The sequence below is a fragment of the Streptomyces sp. NPDC104309 genome, assembly GCF_055584025.1.
In genome coordinates this window covers 464,273-484,571 of the sequence record NZ_JBVJMV010000002.1, presented here as the reverse complement: position 1 = coordinate 484,571, position 20,299 = coordinate 464,273, and the positions used below count along the sequence as shown (strand labels likewise).

Sequence of the window (20,299 nt, the reverse complement as noted above, 5' to 3'; positions counted from 1 at the left end):
CACACTTGACGGGCCGTCTGCCGAACCGGTGTACCCGGTGCCCGTCGATCCCGCCCGGCCCGGCGCCGCCGCGTACCCTTGCGCGGATGAACGCCACCGACCGCACCCCCGCCGACCTGCTGCGTTCCGCGCTCGCCACGGACCCGGCCCGCCCCTTGGTCACTTTCTACGACGACGCCACCGGAGAACGCGTCGAACTGTCGGTGGCCACCTTCGCCAATTGGGTGGCCAAGACCGCCAATCTCCTGCAGGGCGATCTCGCCGCGGAACCCGGCGACCGGCTGGCCCTTCTGCTGCCCGCGCACTGGCAGTCCGCGGTCTGGCTGCTGGCGTGTTCCTCGGTCGGTGTGATCGCCGATGTGCAGGGCGACCCGGCCGGCGCCGATCTCGTCGTCAGCGGTCCGGACACGCTGGAGGCCGCGCGCGCCTGCCGCGGCGAGCGGGTCGCCCTGGCGCTGCGCCCGCTGGGCGGCAGGTTCCCGCAGGCGCCCGAGGGCTTCGCGGACTACGCGGTCGAGGTGCCGAGCCAGGGCGACCGGTTCGCCCCGTTCGCGCCGGTGGACCCGGACGCTTCCGCGCTGGCGGTGGGCGGGGGCGAGCTGACGGCGGCGGAACTGGTGGCGCGGGCCCGCGAGGACGCGGCCGGTCTCGGGCTGGCCGCCGGGTCGCGGCTGCTGACGGGACGTACGTACGACACCTGGGAAGGCCTGAGCGCGGGGCTGTTCGCGCCACTGGCCGCCGGGGGGTCCGTGGTCCTGTGCCGGCACCTGGGGCAGCTGGGTGAGGACGGTCTGGCGAAGCGCGTCGAGAGTGAACGGGTCACCAACACCGCGGTATGACAAGCGCCCTGAGGACCACTCGTCCGGCCCATAGCGGGCCGAGTCCTCGGGGCTGCGCGTCAACTCCGGTACATGATCGGCGGTACAGACCACTCGGGACACAACCAAGCGTGAGGTTCAGCCGTCTACTCCTGCGACCGGCGGCCCAGCGCGCCGCCGAACGTGAAGGATGGACGCAGACGTGAGCGAAAGCGCCGGCCCGCCGGAGGACTCCGACGACTCGGCCGCGGGCGAGGGCAGATCGCAGGCCGGGGACGACTCCGGCGTCTCCCCCGAGGCTCCCGCCGGACACCGGCACCATTGGCTGCGCTGGACCGCGCTCGGCGTCTCGCTCGTCGTCCTGGTCGCGGCGGGCGGCGGCTGGTGGCTGTACCGGAAGCTCGACGGCAACATCAGGACCGACACCTCGGCGGCCGCCGAACTCAAGACGTACGAGCGGGAGCGGCCCGCCACCGTGGTGCACGACGCGGAGAACATCCTGCTCATCGGCTCCGACAGCCGGGCCGGTGACAACCGCGAGTACGGTCGTGACGACGGCGGCAGCCAGCGCTCGGACACCACGATCCTGCTGCACCTGGCCGCGGACCGGAAGAGCGCCACCGCGATCTCCCTGCCGCGCGATCTGATGGTGTGGATCCCGGTCTGCCACAAGGCGGACGGTACGGCCACGAAGAAACAATTCGCCCAGTTCAACTGGGCCTTCGAGTTCGGCGGCACCGCCTGCACGATCCGTACGGTCGAGATGCTGACCGGCATCCGGATCGACCACCAGATGGTCGTCGACTTCAACGGCTTCAAGGACATGGTCGACGCCGTGGGCGGCGTCGAGGTCTGCCTCAAGAAGCCGGTGGACGACCCCGACGCCCACCTCAAGCTCCCCGCCGGACGCCAGAAGCTCGACGGCGAACAAGCCCTGGGGTACGTACGGGCCCGTAAGTCGATCGGCAACGGCAGCGACACCGAACGCATGGACCGCCAGCAACAGTTCCTGGGCGCGCTGGTGAACAAGGTGCAGAGCAACGGTGTCCTGCTCAATCCGACCCGGCTCTACCCGGTGCTGGACGCCGCCACCAAGTCGCTGACCACGGATCCGGGACTGGACAGCCTCAAGGACCTGTACGACCTGGTGCGCGGCCTGCGCGACGTCCCGACCGACAGGGTGCAGTTCCTGACCGTGCCCCGGCAGCCCTACGCCGCCGACCCGAACCGGGACGAACTCGTCCAGCCCGATGCGAACCGGCTTTTCAAGCGGCTGCGCGAGGACGCTCCGGTCACGGTGGTCCCGGCGGACCGGCTCAAGAACGACAACGGGAAGAACACCGGGAAAAACAATGCCGCGACCGAAACGCCGGACGCCTCGGGCCCGAACCCCACGCCGACCTATTCGGGCAACAACGCGGCGGCCGACCTGTGCAAGCGGTAAAGCAATTCCCAAGCAGATGCCGGTGATCGGCGTGCAATGAGCAGAATGACCAGTTGTAAGAACCGTGGAATTTGTCACGCTCGTCGCTCGACGTCGAACTGGGCCGATAGTGTGACGCGATCCGGTGCTTCCGGCCTTCGGGCCGCGCACTTCCGGAGCGAAAGATCGAGCGCCTGAACGGGGGAGGCGCCTCGCGTGGCACCGACGGAGGACTCAAGCAACCGTGGATGCGCAAAGCCGTGGGCGGGCGGACGAATTCGACCCCGCAGACCAGTGGGTCCTCAACCCGCACACCGGTGATTACGAACTGCGACTGAATCATTCCGGAGGGGATTCGGCCGGCACTTCACAGCCGTCGGCCCCGCGAATCCCCCGTCGCAGAGAACCGGTCCGCGACGGTGACGGCGAGCGCGGAGCCACGACTCGTGACGGCGGCGGTGAGCGCCGGGGGCCGGCCCGTGACAGGCAGGGGTCGGGTCCGCGCGGCGAGGTGCCGGGACAGCGTGGCCGCCGTTCGGCCAATGGCCCGCGCGGCCAGGAGCGTTCCGGTCACGGCGAGACGGCGGGCCGCCGCAGCCGCAAGGCCCCGAAGGCGCGCCGCAAGAAGGCGCTGCTGTGGACGGGCGGCACGATGGCGTTCGTACTGGTCGGCCTGTCGGTGGGCGGATACGCGCTGTACCAGCACTTCAACGGCAACCTGAACACCGTCGACGTCGGCAGTGCCGGCAACAAGAACGTCTTCGACAACAACGCCCCGGTCAACATCCTGATCATCGGTACCGACAAGCGCACCGGTAAGGGCAACGAGGGATACGGCGACAAGGGCAGCGTGGGCCACGCCGACACCAACATCCTCTTCCACGTCTCCAAGGACCGCACCAACGCGACGGCGCTCAGCATCCCGCGCGACATGATCACCGACATCCCGGACTGCACCGCCAAGCAGCCGGACGGCTCGGAGAAGGTCATTCCGGGGACGCAGAACGTCCGCTTCAACGGGAGCCTGGGCCAGGAAGGCCGCAACCCCGGCTGCACCATGGATACGGTCAAGGCGATCACCGGTCTGAAGGTCGACCACTTCATGATGGTCGACTTCAACGCGGTGAAGGAGCTGTCCACCGCGGTCGGCGGCGTCAAGATCTGTCTGGCCAAGCCGGTCAAGGACAAGGACTCGCATCTGAACCTGTCGGCGGGTGAGCACAAGATCCAGGGCGAGGACGCCCTGGCGTTCGTGCGGACCCGGCACAGCTTCGGCAACGAGAGCGACCTGGACCGGATCAAGGTCCAGCAACAGTTCATCGCCTCGATGATCCGGCAGATGCAGTCGGACGACACCCTGACCAGCCCCACCAAGCTGTACAAGCTGGCGGACGCGGCGACCAAGGCGCTCACCGTCGACTCCGGCATCGGCTCGGTGACGAAGCTGACCTCGCTGGCCCAGGAGCTCGGCAAGGTCAACACCAAGAACATCACCTTCACGACGGTGCCGGTGCTGGACAACCCGGCCGAGAAGGTCCGTGCCACCGTCGTGCTCGACACGGCCAAGGCCGACCCGCTGTTCGCCATGATGCGCGAGGACACCTCCCTGACCGAGGTGAAGGCGCAGAAGAAGAAGGCGAAGAGCCAGCAGGACGCTCTCCTCAAGGGCCCCAAGGCCGCCGCGGCCGACGTACGGGTCGATGTGTACAACGGCGGCGAGGTCGACGGCGGCGCGCAGAAGACCGTCGTCTGGCTGCAGAACAACGAGGGCGTGCTGAAGTCCACGAACAAGGCCAACGCCCCGGCGAAGATCAAGAAGACGACGCTGGAGTACGCGCCGAACCAGGCGGACCAGGCCCGTGCGCTGGCCGCCATGATGGGCCTGCCCGGCTCGGCCCTGAAGAAGGGCACCACGGATGCCGAGGGGCTCCAGGCGATGGTGCTGACCCTGGGAGCCGACTTCAAGGGCGCGGGCATCCCCATCGCAGGACCGGCAAAGGTGCCGGACGGTATTCAGCAGGCAAACGCCGACAAGGCAGAGTGCGCCAAGTGACACCGGGTCACTGCGCCAAACCACGAGTCTGAGCAGCAGGGGGGTCCTGGTGGGACGGAGCGGTACACCCGGAGAGGAGACGCGACCACGCGTCCGGCACGCCGGTCAACTCGGTTGGGACGACGGGCTCTACGAAGACGCGTCGGCGAAGTCCCCGGACTCCGCCGACGACGGCCCGCCGACCGCCGCGGCGGACGACGGTCACCGGCGCGGCGGGCAGAAACGGCACGGCAGGAAGCGCAAGCGCCGGGTGCTGCGCTGGGTCGCCTCGGTTCTCGCGCTGTTCATAGTCGGCGGCGCGGGGGCCGGATACCTCTACTACCAGCACCTCAACGGCAACCTGAAGAAGGCCGACCTGACGCTCGGCGACAAGAAGATGGCCGACCACAAGGCCAATGCCGCCGGTCAGACGCCGCTGAACATCCTGCTCATCGGCTCGGACGCGCGGGACTCCAAGGAAAACCAGAAGCTCGGCGGGGCCAAGGACACCTTCGGGGCCCCGCCGCTGGCCGATGTACAGATGCTGCTCCATCTCTCCGCGGACCGCAGCAACATGTCGGTGATCAGCATGCCGCGCGACACGCTGCTGAAGATCCCGAAGTGCACCGACCCGAAGACGAAGCACGTCTACCCGGCGACCACGGGCCTGGCGATGACCAACGAGACGCTCGGCCGCGGCGGTCCCGGATGCACGGTGGCCGCTTGGTACGAGCTCACCGGCATCACCATCGACCACTTCATGATGATCGACTTCTCCGGCGTGGTCTCGATGGCCGACGCGATCGGCGGTGTGCCGGTCTGTGTCAAGGGCAACGTCTACTCCCACAACAGAGAGGGCCACGGTTCCGGGCTGAAGCTGGAGAAGGGCACCACGAAGATCAAGGGCAAGCAGGCCCTGCAGTGGCTGCGGACCCGCTACGGCTTCGAGGACGGCACCGACCTCGGCCGCACCCACGCCCAGCACATGTACATGAACTCGATGGTCCGTGAGCTGCGCAAGGGCACCAAGCTCACCGACCCGGGCAAGCTGATGGGCCTCGCCGAGGCGGCGACCGACGCACTGACGGTCGACAAGGGCCTCGACACGGTCAAGAGGCTGTACGACCTCGCGGAAGAGCTCAAGAAGGCGCCCACCAAGCGCATCACCATGACGACCATGCCGAACGTCTACGGGACGGGTGTGAACAAGGAGCGGGTCCTCCCGAAGCCCGGCGACGCCGATCAGCTGTTCCAGATGGTCCGCGACGACGTCCCGCTGGACGGCAAGGCGTCCAAGCGCAAGGCCCCGACCGCCAAGAAGCCCACCGCCCCCGTCGCCGAGATCCCGGTCAGCGTCCGCAACGGAACGCGCACCGACACCGCGTACCCGGTCAAGGGCCGCGCCTCGACGGTCAAGGAACTGCTGGTCGGCAAGGGCTTCACCCAGGCCGCGATCGACTCGCAGAACACCGACGCGGCGGCGCGAACCGGGGTGCTCTTCCCCAGCGTGGACATGCAGGGAAATGCCCAGGCCGTCGCCAAGGCACTCGGTATCCCGCTCTCGGCGGTGAAGAAGTCGACCGCCGTCTCCGGCATCACCCTGACCGTGGGGGCCGACTGGCGCGACAACGGTGACTATCCCGCGCCCAGCGCCGAGGAGAAGACCCCGGAGAGCGCCCGCGCCCTGAACGGCGACGACGAGGGAGCCTGCATGGACATCCAGCCGGGCTTCGGCTGGTAGCGCCGGACCGGGGAACGCACGGTGGGGGCCTTCCGACGCATCGGAAGGCCCCCACACCGTGTCGGCGGCCAGCGGTCATACGGTGACGGCCGGGTGCCGGCCGACGGTCATACGGTGACGGCCGGGCGCCGGCTGGCGATGACCTTCCTGGCCAGCGAGCGCGGGCTGGTCAGGAAGCCGTACCCCCACGACATGTGCATGGTCGCGAGGGCCACCGGGATCCGGGCCCGTGCCTTCAGCGACAGGCCCTTGCCCGCCGGTACGGACCCGGCGACGATCGCCGCGACGTACCCGGCGGGGACGACGAAGGCCCACGGGGTGACGGCCGCGCCGACCACGATGCCCGCCGCGATGGCACAGACGGCGGTGGGCGGCGCCAGATAGCGCAGGTTGATCGAGCCGGAGTGGTAGCGGGCGACGACGTGCCGCCAGCGGCCGTAGTCCTTGTACTGCTTGGCGAGCGCCCGAATGGAGGGCCGCGGCCGGTACTGCACCTTCAGCTCGGGCGAGAACCAGATCAGTCCACCCGCCTCGCGGATGCGGAAGTTCAGCTCCCAGTCCTGGGCGCGGATGAACTCCACGTTGTAGCCGTCCGCCTTCTCCAGGGCCTCGCGGCGGAAGACACCGAGATACACGGTCTCCGCCGGGCCCGCCTGGCCGCCGGTGTGGAAGGCCGCGTTGCCGACGCCGATCTTCGACGTCATGGCCGCGGCCACGGCGTCCTCCCAGGCGTTCTCGCCCTCGGCGTGCATGATGCCGCCCACGTTCTGCGCACCCGTCTCCTCCAGGAGGCGGACGGCCGTCGCGATGTAGTTCGGCGAGAGCATGCCGTGGCCGTCGACCCGCACGACTATGGGATGGCGGGAAGCCTTGATCGCGGCGTTGAGGGCGGCCGGGGTGCGGCCGGTCGGATTCGGGACGGTGTGGACGCGGGGGTCCTCGCGTACCAGCTCCGCGGCGATCTCGTCCGTACGGTCCGTGGAGGGGCCCAGCGCGATCACCACCTCCATCTCACCTGCGTACTCCTGCTCCAGGATGTGCCGGACGGAGTTCCTGAGATGACGTTCCTCATTGAGCACCGGCATGATCACGGAGACGGCGGGGTGCTGCGCGGCAGACATGGTGGTCCTCGGGTGGTCCTCGGGGGCGCCGGGGGTTCGCACCCCACCAGGCGGCGTTATTCGGCCGCCACGTTACCGCGAATGGGGGACACGGGCGCGCGCCGCCGGGTCGCTCCGGCGGAGTGCAGATCATATGGACCTACTGTGCGAACGGTCCCCCCTGTACCGCGGAGGTTCCCCCCGTGCCCACGCCGCACCCCTCCCCCCGTCCGCCGCGCCACCGCGGAGTTCCGCCGCAGCGCAGGTCCAGAAAGCAGGACGAGCGGCCGCGCTGGGGCATGCGGGTGGTGACCGGTATTTCCGTGCTGGTCCTCGGCGCCGGAGGGATCGGCCACGCGGTGGTGACGAGCCTGGAGACCGGGATCGACCGGATCGACCCGTTCAAGGACATGAAGAACCGGCCCCGGGCCGGTCACGGCATGAATCTGCTGCTCGTGGGCACCGACGGTCGCGACCGGATCACCGCGGAGGAGAAGCGGAAGTACCGGCTGGGCGGTGCGCCCTGCAACTGCACCGACACGGTCATGCTGGTGCACCTGTCGGCGGACAAGGAGCGAGCGAGCGTCGTCTCGTTGCCGCGCGACAGCTACGCGGAGATCGCGGAGCACAAGGACCAGAACACCGGCGAGACGCACGCGGCCCATCCGTTGAAGCTGAACGCCGCGTACGCCGAGGGCGGGCCCGGTCTGACCGTGCGGACCGTCGAGCAGATGACGGGCATCAAGATCGACCACTATCTGGAGGTCGACTTCACCAGCTTCATGAAGACGGTGGACACCCTGGGCGGGGTGCGGATCTGCACGGCCCGGCCGATGAAGGACTCGTACACCGGTCTCGATCTCGCCGCGGGCACCCACGAACTGAACGGCGGGCAGGCGCTCCAGTACGTCCGCTCCCGGCACGTCGACGGGGCCGCCGACCTGGGCCGGATGCAGCGCCAGCAGAAGTTCCTCGCCTCACTGATCAAACAGGCGACCAGCAGCGGCGTGCTGCTGAACCCGGTGAAGTTCCGGGACGTGGCCTCGACGATGCTCCGCTCGGTCCGGGCCGACAAGGGCTTCGGAACGGAGCAGATGCTGGAGCTCGGCCAGGCGATGCGCGGCTTCTCCCCCGCCTCCTCCGAGTTCACCTCCGTACCGCTGGGGAACGTCGCCTTCCCGGTCAAGGGCATCGGCTCCACGGTCAGGTGGGACGAGCCGAAGTCGAAGAAGCTCTTCCAGGCGCTGCGCGACGACAAGCCGCTCGCCCCGCAACGCTCCGGGCAGCCGAAGTCCGTGCAGGTCGATGTCGCCCCGCAGCGGATCAGGGTCCAGGTCTACAACGGGACCCCGAAGGACGGGCTCGGCAAGACGGTCGACGACGCACTGCGCGCCACCGGCTTCGACACCACGCGAGCCCCGCTGAACGGCGAACCGAGTGCTCTCAAGCGCACCCTGATCACCTACGACCCGCGCTGGGACCGGTCCGCGAAGTCCCTGGCCGTCGCGTTGCCCGGGGCCGAGCTGCGGGCGGTGAACGGGCAGGGCGCCATGCTGAAGGTGACGGCGGGCGCGGACTTCGAGAAGGTGCGGACGGTACGGGGCGCGGAGACGAACCGGGGCGAGTTCGGCACGGTCACGGGCGACCAGGTGGCGTGCCCCTGACCTCGGGCGGGCCGGGCTCGGGGCCGGCCCGCCCGGGGACGGCCCTCTCGCGGGTGCCGGTCCGGCTCAGGTGTCGATCCCGTCCGCCACGCGCTTCTCACGCAGTTCCTTGATCGCGCGGCGCCGGGCGAGGCGGTGGGTGCGCCGGATCTGTGCCTCCTGGTAGCGCCGCTTGTCGCGCTCCGTCTCCGGTATCACCTGCGGTACGGGGCGGGGCTTGCCGTCCGCGTCGACCGCGGCGAACACCAGATACGCGCTGCCGACCTGCTGGGCGGGGGTGGATTCGTTCCACCGCTCGGCCATGACGCGGACGCCGACCTCCATCGAGGAGCGGCCGGTCCAGTTCACCTGGGCGCGGACGTGAACAAGGTCACCCACGCGGACCGGCTCCAGGAAGACCATCTCGTCCATCGAGGCCGTCACCGCGGGCCCGCCGGAGTGCCGGCCGGCCACGGCGCCCGCCGCGTCGTCGACCAGCTTCATGATCACGCCACCGTGCACCGTGCCCAGCAGATTGGTGTCGCTGCCGGTCATGATGTGGCTGAGGGTGGTCCGGGAAGCGGCGGTCGACTTGCCTGGAATGTCGCCCTCCGGGCGCGGGGCCTGATCTGTCATACCGTCCACCTTATGCGGGGGCTTCCGGCCGACGACAATGCATCAGCTTCGCAACAGCCCTGATGCGATTTCCCTTACACCCTGTAATAGCAAGGTGTCCGGCCTGCACACTGGATCGCATGAACGATAGGCCCGAGGGCTGGACCGACGACAACCGCAGCGGCAACCGCTACGGGCAGGGCAGCGGCAGCGACCGGCCCGAGAGCGCCCGCGTGATGCCGCACGTCCAGCGGCGTCCCGCGCCGCCGCAGCGGCGCCCCTCGCCGCCTCGGCCGCGCCAGGCGGAGCAGCAGCAGTACTCCGGCGGCTACGACGACAGAGCGGGGCACGACAGCGGTTACAACACGGGCCAGGTCTACGGCGGCGGGGGCAACGGCGGCGGCCGGGGCAACGGCCCCGGTGGCGGCGGTTACGTCCAGGGACGTCCCGCGCCGGACTGGCGCCGCCGGATCAAGATAGGCGCGCTGTCCCTGGTCGTCGTGGTGCTCGCGGTCTCCATAGGCACGTACTTCTGGGCCGACTCCAAGCTCAAGCGCGAGGTGGACCTCTCCAAGGTCATCGAGCGTCCGAAGGGCGGCGACGGCACCAACTACCTGATCGTCGGTTCCGACAGCCGCGCGGGCATGACGGCCGAGGACAAGAAGCGGCTGCACACCGGCTCCGCCGAGGGCAAGCGCACCGACTCGATGATGATCCTGCACGACGGGTCGAACGGTCCGACGCTGGTCTCCCTGCCGCGTGACTCGAACGTCGAGATCCCCTCGTACAAGGGCTCCGACTCCGGCAAGCTCTACCCGGCCAGGGGCCGCTTCACCAAGCTGAACGCCGCGTACGCCGAGGACGGTCCCGAACTCCTCGTCCGTACCGTCGAGTTCAACACCGGGCTGCACATCGACCACTACGTCGAGATCGGCTTCGGCGGCTTCGCCAAGATCGTGGACGCGATCGGCGGGGTGGAGCTGGACATCCCCAAGGGGTTCAAGGACAAGAAGTCCGGCGCCGACTTCAAGGCGGGCAAGCAGACACTGAACGGCGAGCAGTCGCTGGCCTTCGTCCGCACCCGGTACGCGTTCGCCGAGTCGGACCTGGCCCGTACGAAGAACCAGCAGAAGTTCCTCGCGGCGCTGGCGAGCCAGACGGCGACGCCGTCCACGATCCTCAACCCGTTCAAGTTCTACCCGACGATGGGCGCCGGCCTGGACACCCTGATCGTGGACAAGGACATGTCGCTCTGGGATCTGGGGCAGATGTTCTTCGCCATGAAGGGCGTCACGGGCGGCGACGGCACGTCGATGAACATGCCGATCTCGGGCTCCACCGGCGGCAATCTGGTCTGGGACAAGGCCAAGGTGAAGCAGCTCGTGGAGCAGCTCAACAACGACGAGAAGGTCACCGTCTCCGGCAACTGACGGCAGGCGGCAGCAGGCACGAGCAGGGCCCGGACGGCGAACCGTCCGGGCCCTGTTGCATGTGCGGCGGCCCCGGGAAACCCGGCCCGTCCGCGCGGTCACTCTCCCGGCCTGCACCCCTGGGCCAGCAGGGCCGCGTGCGGGAGCGCCAACCGGCCGTCGTCCGCCGTGAATTCGGTGCACAGCACGTCGTACTCCCGCTTGGCCGCGGCCACTCCGGTCGGCCCACGGCTGTTGACCAGCTGCCCGATCGCTGCCACACCGGCGGCCGGCCCGGCCCACCATTCCTCGGCCCCGACCCGATGGTCCCAGGTCAGCGACTCGCTCCGTACGTCCCCGAGACCGGCCGACTGCAGAAGCGCGGCCAGCCCTTCCCGGGTGCGCGGAAAGTTGTGCTCGGGGTCGACGGTGGCCAGCCACTTCGGCCGGGTCAGTCCCGCCGCCTCGGCGGCCCGCCCGATCAACTCCTGACCGGGGGCGCCCGGCGCCCGCCAGATGGTGACGGCGACCCGGCCACCGGGACGGGTGAGCCGGGTCAACTCGGCCAGGGCGTCCAGCGGACGGCCCACGTGATTGAGCACGAAGTTCGCCACGACGGCGTCGAACCCGCCGTCCTCGTGCAGTTGCGGAAGCGTCCCGCACCGGACATCGGCCCCGGGTGCGGCCCGCCGGGTCAGCTCCACCATTCCGGGATCGGCGTCCACAGCCCGTACGGCCGCCCCGCGCGCGACGGCCGCCACGGTCACGCCGCCGCTACCGCACCCCACGTCGAGCACCCGCGTTCCGGGGCCGACTCCGGCGGCATCCAGCAGCGCGGGCACCGTATGGGCGCAGAGCCGCGCGAAGGTCCGGGCGTAGCTCTCGGCCCGCCCCTCCCAGATCCGCTGCTCGCTCACGTCGAACGCGGTCATCCCATGCCTCCCACGGGCCCCTGCGGCTCTGTCTCGTCCAGGTCCTCGTACAGCGCGTCCAGGATCCGCCCCGTGGGCTCGCCCTGCGGCGACAGCTCGGCCAGACACCAGCCGGGCAGTTGTCGCTCCACCTCGGGCGGGAGGTCGCCGTCGGCCGGGTCGGCCAGCCCGTAGAGAAGACCGAACGCGGTCTCCTTCGCCACCTCGCGGGCTATCTCCCCCAGGTCGCCGGGGCTCAGGCCGAGGGCCAGCGCCCGCTCGACGGCGCCACCGGCGAGCCCGTCCTTCCGGTAGGCCTCGACCCAGTCCGGCGCCGCCGCGCTCCAGCCGTCGATGTCCTGCCAGACCATCCGCAGGAAGCGGTAGCGGGCGAGCTGCGGAATGTTCTCCTCGGCCTCGGAGTCGGCCCATCCCTCGGCGTCGTCGGCACCGAGCGCGGTGAACAGGCCGGTGAGCTTGTCGATGTCGGTCATGGACATGGAACGTACGCCACGGGGCTGTCATGCAGCGATCAGGAGTGACCCCGATCCACCGCTACTCGTTGTGATTGATGTGGCCCGACTCATCCATCGCGGGGTGAATCTGCGTGGGCTCCTGGACGTCGATGTCCGAGCGCCGTGGACCTTCCGGACCGGCTGGCCGACGCGCATCATCCGTCCGATCCGAGCGATCTCGAAGCAACACCCCCGTACGTGCGGCGCGTTGGGCCGCAGTCGCCGGGTGAACGCCTCCGCCGCCCGCGCGTACACGGCGGCCGCGGCGCGCGGGCCGGTCCCGAGGGGCCGGCCCGCGCTGTTTCACGGGAACAGGGTCACGACGCCTTCTTCAGCGTGAAGTTGCCGGTCGTCGTCTCCCCCTTCTTGAGCTTCACCGTGGTGACCACCGGCTGGTAGCCGTCCTTGGCCACGATCACGGTGACCGGGTTGTTGCGGGTGTCGAACCACAGGGCGAAGGTGCCGTCCTTGGCGGTCCGCAGGGTGTAGCTCGTCGTCGAGGCGTTGATCTGGACGGTCGCCCCGGCGAGTGGCGCGGTGCCGCCCTTGCCGTCGGCGCCCAGCACGGTGCCGGCGTACTTGCCCCAGTTCTTCGGCGGGCTGACGTGCATCTTCACGTCGACCGGGACGCCGGCGTACGGGGTGTCGGTCTGGACGGTCAGCGCCGCGGTGTAGTCGCCGGGCTGGGTGACCTCGGGGACCGTGGCGTCCAGGCCGACGGTGATCGTGGTGCTCTCCCCGGGCTGGAGTGTCACCTTGTCCTTGCTCGTGGACAGCCAGCTGACGTCCGAGGACTCGCCGCCCTGGTCGTAGCCGGGCAGCACCTCGACGGTGGACACCGGCGGCGTAGTGCTGCCACCGGGGTTGCCGCCGACCTTGTAGAAGCCGGAGGCAGCTCCCACACGGTAGACGCTGGTGTTGGCGTTGGGCAGGGCGGTCCAGCTGCCGGTGCCCGGGTCGAAGGCGTAGCCCTGGTTGGTGATGGCGGCGCTGTTGTTGACGACACCGCTGGAGACCAGCAGCATGCCGTTGCCCACGCTGTACGCCGAACCCCACAGGTCGGCGGGCATGTCGGCGACGGGCGACCAGCTGTCGGCGCCCGGGTCGTAGACGTAGGCGTGCTTGGTCGTACTGCTGCCGCTGCTGCCACCGGCGCAGTAGAGCTTGCCGTCGATGCCGCCGCAGGACTGCCAGGAGATCGGCTCCGGGTAGGAGGCGATCTGGGACCAGCTGTCCGACGACGGGTCGTAGACCGTGGCGTCCGTGGTGCCACAGCTGCTGGTGCAGCCGCCGACGACGTACAGCTTGCCGCCGAGCACCGCGCTGCCCGCACCGGCGTACGGCTTGGGCGAGGACGCCTTGGTGGACCAGCTGTTCGACGCCGGGTCGTAGACCTCCAGCTTGGCGTCGGGGTCGCCGTCGGCACCCCAGCCGCCGACCACGTACAGCTTGCCGCCGATGAAGCCGTGGGCCGGGTTGCCCTCTCGGGTGTCGGCCGCGGAGGCCAGCTTGGTCCAGGAGCCGCTGTCGGGGTCGTAGGCGTACAGCGCGTTGGTGTCCGCGCTGCCCGTGTAGCCGAAGGCGGAATAGACCTTGCCGTCGTGGACGGCGACCGCGTTGTCCTGCACAGCGGTCGGCAGGTTGGCCACCGGCTGCCAGGCGTCACCGGCCGCGTTGGCCGCCGGAGCCGCATCCGAGGTCTTGCCCTTGCTGAGGGCCAGCGGGGAGTAGTTGCCCTTCACCAGGTTGAGCGGCGCGCCGCCCTTGGCCTGCTGGGTGAAGCCGCCCGGCTGCTCGCCCAGGGTGAGGTCGGCAGGCGCACCGCCGGTGTTCTTCACCGTCAGGTCCTGGGTGGCCTTCTTGCCCCAGTCGACCGTCTTGGCGATCGAGCCGGGGGCGAACGTCAGCTTGCCGGCCTTCAGGCTGAAATTCGCCTTGTTGGCGCTGTCCGCCGCCACGTCCACCGTCTTGGCCAGGTCGGCGTAGTGCGACTTGGAGGCGGTGTACGTGTGGCTGCCGGTCTTGGAGGTGAACATCCAGTAGAAGCCGCCGCCGAGCGCCGGGTCGTCAGGGGTGGCCGCGGTGATGGCCTTGTCCTGCGAGGCGTCGGTGTTGACGACCGTGGCGCCGACGACGCCGTCGTCGGTGTTGGCGTCCTTCACGGTACCGGCCACCAGACCACCGTTGACAGGCTCGTAGGTCCGCTTGCCCACGAACACGTTGTCGAGCTCCCACCAGTAGCCGTAGCTGCCAGTGAAGTGGAACCGCAGCTGCACGCCGGGCTTCCCGGCGTAGTCGGTCAGCGGAAGCTCGACATGGGCAGGGCCGGTCAGGGTGGTGGTGCGGTTCCAGATGTTGGTCCAGGTCGCACCGCCGTCAGTGCTGACGTCGATGTCGCCGGTCTGGTTGGTGTAGCTCTTGTAGTCGGTGTCGAACTCCAGTTGCGGGCTGTCGTTGCCGGTCAGGTCGAAGACCGGCGTGATCAGCGAGCTGTCCTGCTTTTTGCCGCTGCCGATCTTGTCACTGTCGACCACGGCGAAGGCGCCGGAACCACCGGTCTTGTTACCCCGGTTACCGAAGTCGTCGAAGGCCCAGCCGCCGGTGGTGCCGTCGGCGTTGACCACGCTCCAGCCCTCGGGGGCGCCGGCGGTGGAGTCGAAGGGCTCGGTCGGGCCGGACCGCTTGACCTCGTACCCGGGCGCCGTGGCCGCCTGGGCGTCCACCGGGACCGCGACGTTCACGGTCTGCGCCGCGTCATCCACGGTCACCTGCTTGGTGACCGCCTTGTAGCCGGGGTACGCGGAGGTGAAGTGCAGGGTGTAGTCAACGCCCTGCGGCAGGTCGACGCTGTACGCGCCGGTGTACGGGTCGGTGAAGACCGGGGCGCCGGGTACGTCATCGATGGTGATCTTCGTGTAGAGCGGCCAGCCGTGGCCGGAGCCGTCGGTCACCTTACCGGTCACGGTCTGCCGGGCCACCGCGTCCAGCGCGAAGTCGGCCGTGACGGTACCGCCGTCGACGACGACGCCGTGGGCCTTCTTGGGCGCGTACCCGTAGGCGTACGCGGCCATGTTGTAGGTGCCGGGCGGCACCGTCAGGTTGTAGTGCCCCTGGGCGTCGGTGGTCGCCCGGTAGACACCGGTTACGACGGAGGCGCCGGAAAGCGCCTTGCCGGAACTGTCGGTGACGGTGCCGGAGACCTCGCCGTGCGGGCCGACGCGGAAGGCGGCGAGACCGTTGGGGGTGCCCAGACCGGTCGGGCCGTCATAGCCCTCACCCGCGGTGCAGAGGTACGACGGGTTGCAGCTGCCGTTGGAACCCTGCTTCACGTCATTGAGCGCGGACGGGTTCTTGTACGGGTACGAGTTCGGGTAGCTGCCCTCGGCCGGAGTGCCGGCCGCGGCGTACGCACCCGCGATGATCGGCGACGAGGCACTGGTGCCGCCGTACACGGACCAGCCGGATCCGCCGTAGGTCTGGTACACCGAGACGCCGGTGACCGGGTCGGCGACCGCGGCGACGTCGGCGACGGCCCGCTTGTCACAACCCGTGTCGGTCTGGAAGGCCGGCTTGGGCTCGTACAGCGAACAGCCCGAGCCCGGACCGCCGTAGCTGTTGTGCCATACCGACTCGGACCAGCCGCGGCTGGTGGTGGTGTCCCGCGCCAGGGCGGTACCACCGACCGAGGTCACGTACTGCGAGGCGGCCGGGTAGGAGACTCCGTAGTCGCTGTCGCCGGAGGAGGCGACCATGGCCACGCCCGGGTGGTTGTAGTGGGCGTCCAACTCCGTGGTCTCGGACGGGTCCTCACCACTGCCCGGCGTGGAGTCGTAGCCGGTTCCGTAGGAGTTGGACACGTACTTGGCGCCCTGCGCGACGGCCTGGTCGACGGCCGCGCCCATGTCCTCGAAGTTGGCGCTGTCGGACTCGACCAGCAGGATGTCGGCGTTGGGCGCGGCCGCGGAAACCATGTCGAGGTCGAGCGATATCTCGCCCGCCCAACCGGCGTTCGGAGCCGGGTAGTTCGTGCCACCGCGCTGGTCGATCTTCTTGAAGCAGCCGTTGTCGGTGGTGCAGGCGGGCAGGCCGTACTGCTGGCGGTAGACGGCCAGGTCGGCCTCGGCGCTCGGGTCGTCGTAGGCGTCGACGATGGCTATCGTCTGGCCCGCTCCGCCGTTCGCCGGCAGGTTGTACGCGCCCTGCAGGTCAGTGGGGCCGAAGCCGTTCGGTGTACCGGCCGTCGGCTGGACGCCCTTGACACCCTTGATGTCGGTGCGACGCAGCGCCAAGCAGCTGAACTCGCCCTTCTTGGGCGTGCTGCAGACCTGTTCCACCCCGGGATGCGCCGCGGTGGCGGCGGTGCCCGAAGCGGCCGCGGTGCCGGTGGCAGCCTGGGCTGCGGGTAGTCCCGCTGCCATGACGGCAACGGCCGCCGCGGTGAAAGCGGCCAGCCGCGCGGAGGTCCTCCGCGCGGCCGGTCTGGAATACCTCGAAGTGCGCAATGTGTGACTCCCATGCTGCTGAGCTGGGGTCGACCCGTGCGCTGGTTCTCGGTCGACAGCGGATGGATTCATCCGCCGCGACAACTAAACATTGTTGCCATGTTCTCGACAAGAAGGCCTTCGCGGCGGATACGCGACACGACACGACCTCGGCAATCCATGACCCACCCTCAGCCGTTGGTCGCGCACCCGGGCGATGTCGCCGGCGGGTGATCCCGAGGCGCTCCGCGACGGGTCGAGCGTGGCTCGGCCGGCCATCGAACGGCAGGGTCGACCTGGCCCGGCTGGGGAGTTGCGCGGTCCCTCAACTTCCCCTTCAGCCGCGGCCTCTACGCTACGAGGGGAAGGCCACCAACAGCTCCACCGCTCGGGCCTCCAGCTTCGCAAGCTCCCGGATCTTCTTCGGGTACCGGACCTCCGCCACATCCCCCTTCAGCATCGCGAGCTTCCCGCCCGCCCCGAGCACCTCGTCCGCCCTGTCCAGGAGCTCCGGCCGGGGGATGCGACGGCCGCCCTCCACCTTGTAGATCAGGTCTTCCCCGTACTCGATCGCGGCCCCGAACTCGCCGGCCCGCAGCCCCGCCGCCTCCCGCCATGCCTTGATCTGGCGGCCCACCGCTGCGACCACGGCCACCCCCGACTCGTCATCGGGATCGACGTCCCAGCCCGGCTCGTCCGCCCCGGGGTCGCCGCGTTCCGTACCGGTCTCATCCAGGCTCATCCGTGCCCCACTTCCGGTGGGACAGCCGGGACAGCACCGGACAAGCACGGGACAATCACCGTACGTACGGGGCTCGTTGCTCTTCACGGTACGCAGGTACGACCACGCTGAGCGACGTGAACCAACACATCGCCCGAACCGAACATTCCGCTCCCGCCCGGCAGTTCACCGGGGGGGGGGGTCGACACCCGGCGCGAGCAACGGCCCGCGCAAGACCGTCCGGGCCGCATTCGGCCTCGTACCGCGACCGCTCCACCGGGTCGCGGAAACCCACGACCCGGCGAGCCACGTCCCCGTGTTCCACGACGCATAAAGCTTTGAAGAACCTGGGGAAATCACCCTCCCCACCCAAACCCGACCCCGTCCGGCCGCGTCACTCGCACGGGTGACATAGGGCAACTGGGCTGGATTTCATACAGGTTGGCAGGCATATGCTCGCCGCGACAACTCCAGACATGCGACGGCCCCCGGCGAGACGCCAATCTCGACCGAGGGCCTGACCACCGAGGAAGTTCGGAGCTTCCTGATGGATACCCCGCAGGTTACCGCGCCCCCGCGCGCCCCGTCCCCCGTACCCGGAGACACCACACCGTCATCCGGTGTCATCCACGTCAACGTCCGGCATGCCGCAGGCTTCACCGTCATCGGCAATCACCTCGCCCAGCACCGCGGGCTCTCCCTCGCGGCGATCGGGCTCGCCGCCCACATCCAGTCGCTCCCCGCCGGAGCCAGAATCGGCATCAAGCACCTCGCCGAACGCTTCCCCGACAGCGAAACCCGCATCGCCGCCGCCCTGCGCGAACTCGAAGCCCACGGCTACCTCCACCGCAGCCACGTACGCCTCACCGACGGCCGCATCGTCACCCGCACCGTCTCGTACAACCGGCCCGGCGCGGTCGCACACCCCGCCCCGGCCCATCGACCCCGGACGAGTCCCGGCAAGCCGGCCCGGCTGCCCACACCACCGCGGCCACGCGTAGCCGCTCCCGAGCCACCCCCGGCACCCACACCGCAACCGCCCGCGCCGCAGCCCGTCCTCGTACCGGCCCCCACCCCGCGCACGACGCCACCTCCGCCGCTGCCCCAGCCGCAGGAGCTCACGCCGGAGATGCAGCGTGTGGCCACCGCGCTCCTCGCCGACCTGCGCCGCCACGCGCCTCAACTCGTCCTCTCCGAGCACGACATCCGCGCCCTCGCCCCCGGTGTCGCCACCTGGCTCGAACGCGACGCCCACCCCGACACCATCCGTCACGCCCTCACCACCGACCTCCCGAGTCCCCTGAAGCACCCGGCCAAGCTTCTGCGCCACCGGATCACAGCGCTCCTGCCACCGCCGCTACCGGGAGCCCAGGACGTCGCACTCGCACGCCCCGGCGTCATCGTCACCCCATTCCAGAACTGCGACCGCTGCGAACGCGCCTTCCGCTCCCACCACCCCGGCCACTGCCACGACTGCCGGTCAGACCTCCACACAGCCGCCTGACGGAAACGTCCCCTACCCGAACGGACCTGCATGGTCAGCTCGCCCCACGAGGCAATGCACCGCATCTTCCAGGAGTACCCGGGCCTCTTCTCCCGCGTCTCCGAAGTACTCGGAGTCGACATCCCACCGCCCACCTCGGCCACCGCTCTGCCCACCGACCTCACCGAGGCCCGTCCCGTCGAGCGCCGGGTGGACACCCTCCTGCGCATCGACACAGAGCACGACGGGCCCTTCCTCCTCGCCATCGAAGCCCAGGGCAAGAAGGACCCGCGCAAGACCGCCAGTTGGCCGTACTACGTCTCCTACCTCAACAACAGATACGGGCTGCCCGTCCTGCTGCTGGTCGTCTGCCAGGACCACGTCACCGCCGAATGGGCCGCACGCCCCATCTCCATCGGCGTCCGCCAATGGCAGACACTCGCCCTGAACCCCCTTGTCGCGGGCCCGCACAACATGCCCGTCATCACCGATGTGGCCGAAGCCCGCAAAGACCTCGCACTCGCCACCCTGGCCGCCATCACACACGCCGACAATCCGGACGTCGGTGCCATACTGAAAACCCTGTCCGCCGCACTGCGGGACACACCGGAAGCAATCGCCGACCCCATCGTCGAACTCACCGCACAGGGCCTGGGCAACCGCCCGGCCGCACAACAGTGGAGGAATCTGGTGGCCGTGGACCTCTCTTTCTACAAGTCACCCCTCTCGGAAGAACTCCGGGACGAAGGCCGAGACGAAGGCCGTGCAGAAGGCCGTGCAGAAGGCCGCACAGAAGGACTCCTACTCATCCTCGACGTGCGGGGCATCGCCATCACCGACGAGATCCGCGAGAAAATCAGCGGCTGCGACGACCCTCAGCTCCTGCATCAGTGGCTCAACCGCGCCGCCACCGCCGCCTCCGCCGAGGAAGTCTTCGCCGAGGAGTAGCCCCGCCCCGGCGCCACGGGCGTGCGCGCGGTGGCGGACCTCAAGGTGCTGCGCAAACCGGTCGGTCGTGACGGAGGGCGACTGGGAGGTCCTTCCGACCGCGGCTGAACTCCCCTGATCAACGCGCCTGCGGGAACGGCCGCCCGTGCGCGGAATGTTGTGCTCGGGGTCTACGGTGGCCAGCCACTCGGGTCGGGTCGGGTCAGCCCCGCCTCCTCGGCGGCCCGCCCGATCAGCTCCTGACCGGGGCGCCCGGCGCCCGGCGCCCGCCAGATGGTGACGGCGACCCGGCCGCCGGGACGGGTGAGCCGGGTCAGCTCCTTCGCGCCCCACACGATCCTGGGCCGTAGCATCTGCCGGACCTGCCCGGATGCGGACGCGACGGTCCGCTCCAACCGCCTGCGGGTGGCCCGTCCAGCACCACGACCGCCGCCGTCGCCCGCCCCGTCCGCCGTTCGT

Annotated in this window: 15 protein-coding genes and 1 pseudogene; 8 read left to right on the top strand and 8 right to left on the bottom strand. The window is 69.6% G+C overall.

Going from position 1 to position 20,299, the window contains the following annotated elements; translation table 11 throughout:
• Positions 1-86 precede the first annotated feature (86 nt).
• The 4 genes from ACZ68L_RS03960 (at position 87) to ACZ68L_RS03945 (ending at position 6,014) form a co-directional block, all read left to right on the top strand.
• Positions 87-839, top strand: coding sequence for a TIGR03089 family protein (locus ACZ68L_RS03960; protein ID WP_469573951.1), 753 nt, complete (start codon positions 87-89; stop codon positions 837-839).
• 169 nt (positions 840-1,008) lie between these two features.
• Entirely contained in the window at positions 1,009-2,262 is a 1,254-nt protein-coding gene (locus tag ACZ68L_RS03955; RefSeq protein WP_469573950.1) for an LCP family protein, read from the top strand.
• A 223-nt stretch (positions 2,263-2,485) separates the two neighbouring features.
• Positions 2,486-4,294, top strand: coding sequence for an LCP family protein (locus ACZ68L_RS03950; protein WP_469573949.1), 1,809 nt, complete (start codon positions 2,486-2,488; stop codon positions 4,292-4,294).
• Between the two features lie 49 nt (positions 4,295-4,343).
• On the top strand, positions 4,344-6,014 hold the full coding sequence (locus ACZ68L_RS03945; RefSeq protein WP_469573948.1) for an LCP family protein: 1,671 nt from the start codon (positions 4,344-4,346) through the stop codon (positions 6,012-6,014).
• A 107-nt stretch (positions 6,015-6,121) separates the two neighbouring features.
• Here the strand turns inward: ACZ68L_RS03945 and ACZ68L_RS03940 are convergent, their stop codons facing one another.
• The gene (locus ACZ68L_RS03940; RefSeq protein WP_469573947.1) at positions 6,122-7,135 is read right to left on the bottom strand and encodes a glycosyltransferase family 2 protein; all 1,014 of its coding nucleotides are present in this window, start codon (positions 7,133-7,135) and stop codon (positions 6,122-6,124) included.
• A 182-nt stretch (positions 7,136-7,317) separates the two neighbouring features.
• Here ACZ68L_RS03940 and ACZ68L_RS03935 point away from each other — a divergent pair, with 182 nt between their 5' ends.
• Entirely contained in the window at positions 7,318-8,778 is a 1,461-nt protein-coding gene (locus ACZ68L_RS03935; protein WP_469573946.1) for an LCP family protein, read from the top strand.
• Between the two features lie 66 nt (positions 8,779-8,844).
• Here ACZ68L_RS03935 and ACZ68L_RS03930 read toward each other — a convergent pair whose 3' ends face one another.
• Positions 8,845-9,393 carry an acyl-CoA thioesterase gene (locus ACZ68L_RS03930; protein ID WP_469573944.1) on the bottom strand — a complete coding sequence of 183 codons (549 nt, stop codon included), beginning with the start codon at positions 9,391-9,393 and terminating at the stop codon, positions 8,845-8,847.
• 119 nt (positions 9,394-9,512) lie between these two features.
• Between ACZ68L_RS03930 and ACZ68L_RS03925 the strand changes: the two genes are divergently transcribed.
• Entirely contained in the window at positions 9,513-10,802 is a 1,290-nt protein-coding gene (locus ACZ68L_RS03925; RefSeq protein ID WP_469573943.1) for an LCP family protein, read from the top strand.
• 98 nt (positions 10,803-10,900) lie between these two features.
• On the opposite strand, the gene ACZ68L_RS03920 is transcribed toward ACZ68L_RS03925, so the two are convergent.
• From ACZ68L_RS03920 to ACZ68L_RS03900, 5 genes and pseudogenes are all read right to left on the bottom strand, one after another.
• Positions 10,901-11,713 (bottom strand): class I SAM-dependent methyltransferase, encoded by an 813-nt coding sequence (locus ACZ68L_RS03920; protein ID WP_469573941.1) that lies wholly within the window; start codon positions 11,711-11,713, stop codon positions 10,901-10,903.
• Positions 11,710-12,186, bottom strand: a complete 477-nt coding sequence (locus tag ACZ68L_RS03915) for a hypothetical protein (RefSeq protein WP_469573940.1) — start codon at positions 12,184-12,186, stop codon at positions 11,710-11,712. Before ACZ68L_RS03915 ends, ACZ68L_RS03920 begins: the two co-directional genes overlap by 4 nt.
• A 27-nt stretch (positions 12,187-12,213) precedes the next feature.
• Complete coding sequence (locus ACZ68L_RS03910; RefSeq protein WP_469573938.1) at positions 12,214-12,462, bottom strand: DUF5954 family protein; 249 nt, start codon at positions 12,460-12,462, stop codon at positions 12,214-12,216.
• Between the two features lie 62 nt (positions 12,463-12,524).
• Positions 12,525-16,625 carry a carboxypeptidase regulatory-like domain-containing protein gene (locus tag ACZ68L_RS03905; protein WP_469573937.1) on the bottom strand — a complete coding sequence of 1,367 codons (4,101 nt, stop codon included), beginning with the start codon at positions 16,623-16,625 and terminating at the stop codon, positions 12,525-12,527.
• A gap of 439 nt (positions 16,626-17,064) precedes the next feature.
• Positions 17,065-17,430 (bottom strand): annotated as a pseudogene (locus ACZ68L_RS03900) (helix-turn-helix domain-containing protein); the annotation flags it as partial.
• Between the two features lie 526 nt (positions 17,431-17,956).
• Between ACZ68L_RS03900 and ACZ68L_RS03895 the strand changes: the two are divergent.
• Positions 17,957-18,913 (top strand): helix-turn-helix domain-containing protein, encoded by a 957-nt coding sequence (locus ACZ68L_RS03895; protein ID WP_469573936.1) that lies wholly within the window; start codon positions 17,957-17,959, stop codon positions 18,911-18,913.
• A 30-nt stretch (positions 18,914-18,943) separates the two neighbouring features.
• Positions 18,944-19,840 (top strand): hypothetical protein, encoded by an 897-nt coding sequence (locus ACZ68L_RS03890; protein ID WP_469573934.1) that lies wholly within the window; start codon positions 18,944-18,946, stop codon positions 19,838-19,840.
• A gap of 170 nt (positions 19,841-20,010) precedes the next feature.
• Here ACZ68L_RS03890 and ACZ68L_RS03885 read toward each other — a convergent pair whose 3' ends face one another.
• Entirely contained in the window at positions 20,011-20,193 is a 183-nt protein-coding gene (locus tag ACZ68L_RS03885; protein WP_469573932.1) for a hypothetical protein, read from the bottom strand.
• Between the last annotated feature and the right edge of the window lie 106 nt (positions 20,194-20,299).

Bases quoted from the DNA above. Each gene is read 5' to 3' on its own strand.
- ACZ68L_RS03940 (WP_469573947.1), bottom strand. From the start codon at position 7,135: ATGTCTGCCGCGCAGCACCCCGCCGTCTCCGTGATCATGCCGGTGCTC.
- ACZ68L_RS03920 (WP_469573941.1), bottom strand. From the start codon at position 11,713: ATGACCGCGTTCGACGTGAGCGAGCAGCGGATCTGGGAGGGGCGGGCC.
- ACZ68L_RS03955 (WP_469573950.1), top strand. From the start codon at position 1,009: ATGGACGCAGACGTGAGCGAAAGCGCCGGCCCGCCGGAGGACTCCGAC.
- ACZ68L_RS03890 (WP_469573934.1), top strand. From the start codon at position 18,944: ATGGTCAGCTCGCCCCACGAGGCAATGCACCGCATCTTCCAGGAGTAC.
- ACZ68L_RS03885 (WP_469573932.1), bottom strand. From the start codon at position 20,193: ATGCTACGGCCCAGGATCGTGTGGGGCGCGAAGGAGCTGACCCGGCTC.
- ACZ68L_RS03905 (WP_469573937.1), bottom strand. From the start codon at position 16,625: ATGGCAGCGGGACTACCCGCAGCCCAGGCTGCCACCGGCACCGCGGCC.
- ACZ68L_RS03930 (WP_469573944.1), bottom strand. From the start codon at position 9,393: ATGACAGATCAGGCCCCGCGCCCGGAGGGCGACATTCCAGGCAAGTCG.
- ACZ68L_RS03895 (WP_469573936.1), top strand. From the start codon at position 17,957: ATGGATACCCCGCAGGTTACCGCGCCCCCGCGCGCCCCGTCCCCCGTA.
- ACZ68L_RS03915 (WP_469573940.1), bottom strand. From the start codon at position 12,186: ATGACCGACATCGACAAGCTCACCGGCCTGTTCACCGCGCTCGGTGCC.
- ACZ68L_RS03960 (WP_469573951.1), top strand. From the start codon at position 87: ATGAACGCCACCGACCGCACCCCCGCCGACCTGCTGCGTTCCGCGCTC.
- ACZ68L_RS03925 (WP_469573943.1), top strand. From the start codon at position 9,513: ATGAACGATAGGCCCGAGGGCTGGACCGACGACAACCGCAGCGGCAAC.